Origin of the sequence: uncultured Desulfovibrio sp. (genome assembly GCF_944327235.1) — a bacterium.
Classification (GTDB): domain Bacteria; phylum Desulfobacterota; class Desulfovibrionia; order Desulfovibrionales; family Desulfovibrionaceae; genus Desulfovibrio.
The window spans coordinates 1-5,437 of record NZ_CALVHE010000121.1; the positions used below are offsets into that span (position 1 = coordinate 1).

The 5,437-nt window shown below is 64.4% G+C and carries 3 protein-coding genes; 2 read left to right on the forward strand and 1 reads right to left on the reverse strand.

What is annotated here, in order from left to right; genetic code table 11:
* Positions 1 to 374: 374 nt before the first annotated feature.
* Complete coding sequence (locus Q0K00_RS11145) at positions 375 to 1,367, reverse strand: DMT family transporter (protein ID WP_297229543.1); 993 nt, start codon at positions 1,365 to 1,367, stop codon at positions 375 to 377.
* A 359-nt stretch (positions 1,368 to 1,726) separates the two neighbouring features.
* Between Q0K00_RS11145 and Q0K00_RS11150 the strand changes: the two genes are divergently transcribed.
* Complete coding sequence (locus Q0K00_RS11150; RefSeq protein ID WP_297229545.1) at positions 1,727 to 2,170, forward strand: squalene cyclase; 444 nt, start codon at positions 1,727 to 1,729, stop codon at positions 2,168 to 2,170.
* Between the two features lie 32 nt (positions 2,171 to 2,202).
* Positions 2,203 to 3,744, forward strand: coding sequence for an outer membrane homotrimeric porin (locus Q0K00_RS11155; protein ID WP_297229547.1), 1,542 nt, complete (start codon positions 2,203 to 2,205; stop codon positions 3,742 to 3,744).
* Positions 3,745 to 5,437 lie beyond the last annotated feature (1,693 nt).

Sequence of the window (5,437 nt, forward strand, 5' to 3'; positions counted from 1 at the left end):
TCGCCTAACGGGCACGGCCTGCGGCCGCCTTTCGGTCGCGCTCTGCTGTCGATGCCCGTAAGGCTCCTGCGTCGCCTGACGGGCACGGCCTGCGGCCGCCTTTCGGTCGCCGCCAGCGCGGGAGGGTCCAGCCTTTTCTCGCTTCGCTACGAAAAGGCGTTCCCGCGAGCCTTCCCCCCAAGCCCCCCATCCCTTCCCCAGCGCGCTTTTAGAGCGTTTCACCTTTGAAAAAGGTGAAACGCGAGGTGGCGGCACAACGCTGCCCGGCCCAAACCAGGCGGAATGACTGCGTTTTTTCCGTGAAACGACAGGCCGTATGGTCTGAAACGCAACGCGTTTCAAACTGAAAATGCTCTAAGCCCCTTCCACGGCGATCAGTGGCGCATCCACGGCAGGATATGCCGTTGTACCGGATGCGAGCGCGCGTGCGATATGGCGCGCGCCCGCCGCATGAGACGTCGATTGGCGTAACGCATGAGCTGATGGCTGTGCGTGAGGATGTAGATGCCCGCCAACATGCCCACCGCGCCGAAACACTGCTGCCAGACAAAGTCCTCGTCCAGCAGCAACACCCCGGCGCTCACCCCGACGAGCGGCATGAGGTTGAGGAAGATGGCCGCCTTGCCCGCTCCCACGACCTTGAGGGAGACGTTCCAGGCCAGCATGGCGAAGATGCCGCCCAGCAGGGTCACATAGCCCAGCGACAGCCAGCAGGTCGCGGACGCGGGCGCAAGGTACAGCTCTCCGGCCGTCAGTCCGTAGAGCACCGTCCAGCCGACGCCGAAGCATCCCGCCCAGGCCGTTGCCGTCAGCGCCGACATGCGGGCCATGACCCGCACCCCCACGAGGGAATAGATGGCCCAGCCCTGCTGACAGGCAAAGAACAGCAGATCCCCCCGATTGAAGGAGATGGAGAGGAGCATGTCCAGCGAGCCGTGCGTCACCAGAAAGAGCGTCCCCAGCAGGGAGCAGCCGATGCCCAGCCATTCGATGGGCAGGAGCTTCTCCCGCAGGAAGATGGCGGCCAGCAGGGCCGTGGAGGCCGGGGTGGTGGAGGCGATGAGGGTGGCATTGCCCACGCTGGAATATTGCAGGCCGGAAAACTGGGCGATGTTGTTGAAGGCCACGCCTGTCAGCCCCATGAGCACGAGGGCGGTCAGACAATCCCGCCGGGGCAGGAACGGATTGCCGCGCAGGGCGGCCAGCACGAACAGCAGCAGCGTGATGAGCCCGTAGCGTACGGCCGTCAGCGTGGTGGGCGTCAGCTCGGCCACCACGAACTTGACGAACAGGGGCTGCAGGCCCCAGACGAGGCCGGCCAGCGCCAGCAGACCATAATAGCGACCGCTGTTGCGTGCGTGCGACATCTTTCCTTCCCCTCCCCTGCTCAGGCCCGCCGGGCATGACGGTGCGTGTCTGCCTGTAGCGCAAGCGGCATATGGCGTCAAACGCTTCCTGCTACAGCATAAAAATGAAATTTGTTTTCAATTTCATTGACAAGAACTCTTTTCTCCCGTACAACTCGTTACACGCGACCGCTTCCGCCGCGAGACACGTCCGGCTATCTTCCCCGGCGGCGTCCTAGAGCGCGGCGCGACCCCGTCAGTATGACCAGCCACAAAGGAAACCATGATGCAGACCGTCACACCCCTTGCCCTCCTCCCGGCCCGATGTCGAAACCGGCAGCCATTCCTCCGCTGCCGGCAGCAACCACAAGGAGCCGACCATGAACAGACACGCCGCGCCCGCCCCCCTCACCTGCCGGGAAAGCGCCCATAATCTGCACATCAACGTAGGCCGGACGCTGGGCATGGCCCAGGCCGAGAGCATCATGCAGCTTTTGTCCAGCCGCAAGGACAGCTGCAAGAAATTTTTCATCGACGTGCGTCAGGTGACGGACCTCGACCACGAGGCCGCGGGCAGCCTGCGGGCGGCCCTGCCGCACAGTCCCGTCGGTATGCAGCGCATCGCCTTCAAGGGGCGGCTGGGCTTCGACCTGGCCGTGGGCGGCAACAAGGTGCTCATCATGCCCGAAAACGCCAAGCACGTCTGCCGGGGGACCTGCCCGGACTGCAAGTGCGGACACAAGAAGGCCCGCGCCAGAGCACGCAATGCAACACGGGAGGCCGTCGCCGTCCACGGGGCGGGCGGCGAGGCCCTGGAACAGTAACCTTCACCCCCTGTTTGAAAAGGAGAATTGTCATGAAACGCATTCTGACGCTGGCGCTGGCCGCCGGTATGCTTTTCGGTGCCGCCACCGGAGCCAAAGCCATCGACTTCAAGGCCTCCGGCGAGTGGCTGGTGGGCTTCGGCGCGGGCGACGGCTCGCTGCTCCGCTCCACGCGCGAGGTGGGGCAGAAGCGCACCCGCGCCGACCAGGAGGATATCTTCAACGCCGCCCAGCGTTTCCGCCTGCAACTGGATGCGGTGGCCTCCGAGTCCCTGTCCGGCACGGTATTCTTCGAGATCGGTGACCAGTTCTGGGGGCGGAACGGCGAAGGCGCAGCCCTCGGCGCTGACGGCACCAACGTCATCAAGGTGAAGAACGCCTATATCGACTGGCTCGTCCCCAATACCGACCTGCGTCTGCGCATGGGCCTGCAGGCCATCGCCATGCCCAACGTGGCGGGCGGTTCGGCCATCATGGACGGGGACGCCGCGGGCGTGGTCGCCTCCTACCAGTTCAACGAGAACGTGGGCCTGACCGCCCTCTGGATGCGTCCGCTCAACGACAACTACACCGGCACCACCGCCGACGGGCAGCCCTACGGCAACGGCTACACCAATTATCTGGACAACATGGACCTCTTTGCCCTCATGCTGCCCCTGAACTTTGACGGCGTGAGCCTGACCCCCTGGGCCATGCTGGGCTTCCAGGGCCGGAACGCCCGTTTCAACGAGGGCGGCGTGGAGACGGCGGACGGCGTGCTGGGCTACACCCTGCCGGGCTACTATCCCGAATTTAACGGCTTCGCCCTCGGTGAGACCTCCAAGGCGTACGGCACCATGTTCTGGGCCGGACTGCCCATCGCCCTCACCCTCTGGGATCCGCTCAATGTCGAACTGGACATCAACTACGGCTACGTGGAAGCTATGGGCCGCTATGACGTGCTCAAGCGCGGCGTCGACCTGCGCCGCGGCAGCACCCAGCGTCAGGGCTGGCTCATCAAGGCGCTCGTGGAGTACAAGATGGACTGGGGCACGCCCGGCATCTTCGGCTGGTACGCCTCCGGCGACGACGGCAACGTGAAGAACGGCTCCGAACGTCTGCCCTCCATCGCGGGCGCGGGCAACTTCACCTCCTTCATCGGAGACGGCAACCTCGCCTGGGGCACCCTCAGCACCGGCGGCTACGACATGAACCTGACCTACGCCGGTACCTGGGGCGTCGGCCTGCAACTCGCGGACATGAGCTTCCTGCAAGACCTCAAGCACACCTTCCGCGTGGCCTACTGGGGCGGCACCAACAGCCCCTCCATGGTCAAGTACATGAACTCCTCCTACGCCTGGAACAGCGGTGCGTACAATCAGGACGGCCCCTACCTCACCACCAACGACGGCCTGCTGGAATTCAACCTCGTGAACAGCTACCAGATCTACGAAAATCTGGAAGCCAACCTTGAACTGGGCTACATCGTCAACATGATCGACCGCAATACCTGGAAGCACAGCTCCTACAATCAACAGGGCTTCAGCAAACAGGACGCCTGGAAAGCCCAGCTCATCCTTGCCTATACCTTCTAACACCCCCGGCAGCGGGGCGGCCCACCTCCGCCCCGCCCCGCAAACTTTCCCTTCCTGTGCAGCCATCAGCAACGAGCGGCGCATCCGTCCTCCTTCCGCGGATGCGCCGCTCACTGCGTGATGTATTGTCGTACTTGGGGGAAGGGAACCCCTTTAGCTCGCGCGTAAAGGGGTTCCCTTCCCCCAAGCCCCCCATCCCTCCCCCAACGCGCTTTACTTGGGAGGATGAAAGAACGACGCGACACGCAAGCCCCTCTTCGCCCGCCTGTCCCCCGGCGATTCGGAAGAAGGACTTTTCCGGCAGCGGATACCTACCGAGACTCAATAGAGCGTGTTGCCTTTGAAAAACGGCGGCACAAGCCACCCGGCCCAAACCAAGCGGAAAAACACGCTTCTCCCGCGAAACGACAGGCCGTATGCTTTGAAGCACTTCGCGCTTCAAACCGAAAATGCTCTGGAAGGCGACCAAAACCCACTGCCGGACGGCAGACGAGACCCAGCGGAGGAAAAGAAAGCCCTTACCGTCAGGAGAGAACGTACAGACCGGGGAAATGCCTCAAGCAGAAAAAGTGCTCCCCGTCAGATGGCAACCTCCGCATCAGGGAAGAAGCTCCATCCAAGGGGAAATGCTCCCCGCCGGTCAGGGCGCAGGCTGAAAAAAGCCCGCCAGCCCAGCGAGCCGGGGCGCGGAGGCGATCCCCGCAACGCGGGAGCGCCGCAGCAGGCGCGCATATCACCCGCGAAGCGGGAAGATGCGCGCCGACTTGCCCTCTGCGGCGAGCGGCGGACAAGGTACACGACACGCGACAGCGACGCCCGCCGCCACACGGACAAGGGGGCGTACGGGGGGCGTAGGGGATGTAGAGGGGCACGCCCCTCTCACCCCCTGCCGTATCTCTGCTGTCGATGCCCGTAAGGCTCCTGCGTCGCCTAACGGGCACAGCCCTGCGGGCCGCCATTCGGTCGCCAGCCGCGCAGGCTACCAAACCCGGATGCCGGGCAGCAGCCGCAAGCCAGCGGCAGAAAAAGAAAAGCCCTTCCCGTCAGGAGAGAACGTACAGACCGGGGAAATGCCTCAAGCAGAAAAAGTGCTCCCCGTCAGACGGCAACCTCCGCACCGGGAAGAAGCTCCATCCAAGGGGAAATGCTCCCCGCCGGTCAGGGCGCAGGCTGAAAAAAGCCAGCCAGCTAGCCCAGCGAGCCGGGGCGCGGAGGCGATCCCCGCAACGCGGGAGCGCCGCAGCAGGCGCGCATATCACCCGCGAAGCGGAAAGATGCGCGCCGACTTGCCCCCTGCGGCGAGCGGCGGACAAGGTACACGACATGCGACAGCGACGCCCTCCACCACACGGACAAGGGGGAGTACGGGGGTCGTAGGGGGTGTAGAGGGGCACGCCCCTCTCACCCCCTGCCCCTCGCCGGGAGGCGACCATGCCCGAATGCCGGGCTGAAGCCGCAACTCAGCGGAAGAAAAAGAAAACCCTTCCCGTCAGGAAAGAACGTACACTCCGGGGGAAATTACCATGCAGGGAACGAAACTCCCCGCCGGTCAGGGCATAGTCTGGGAAAAACCCTACAAATCCAGCGAGCCGGGGCGCGGAGGCGATCCCCGCAACGCGGGAGCGCCGCAGCAGGCGCGCATATCACCCGCGAAGCGGGAAGATGCGCGCCGACTTGCCCCCTGCGGCGAGCG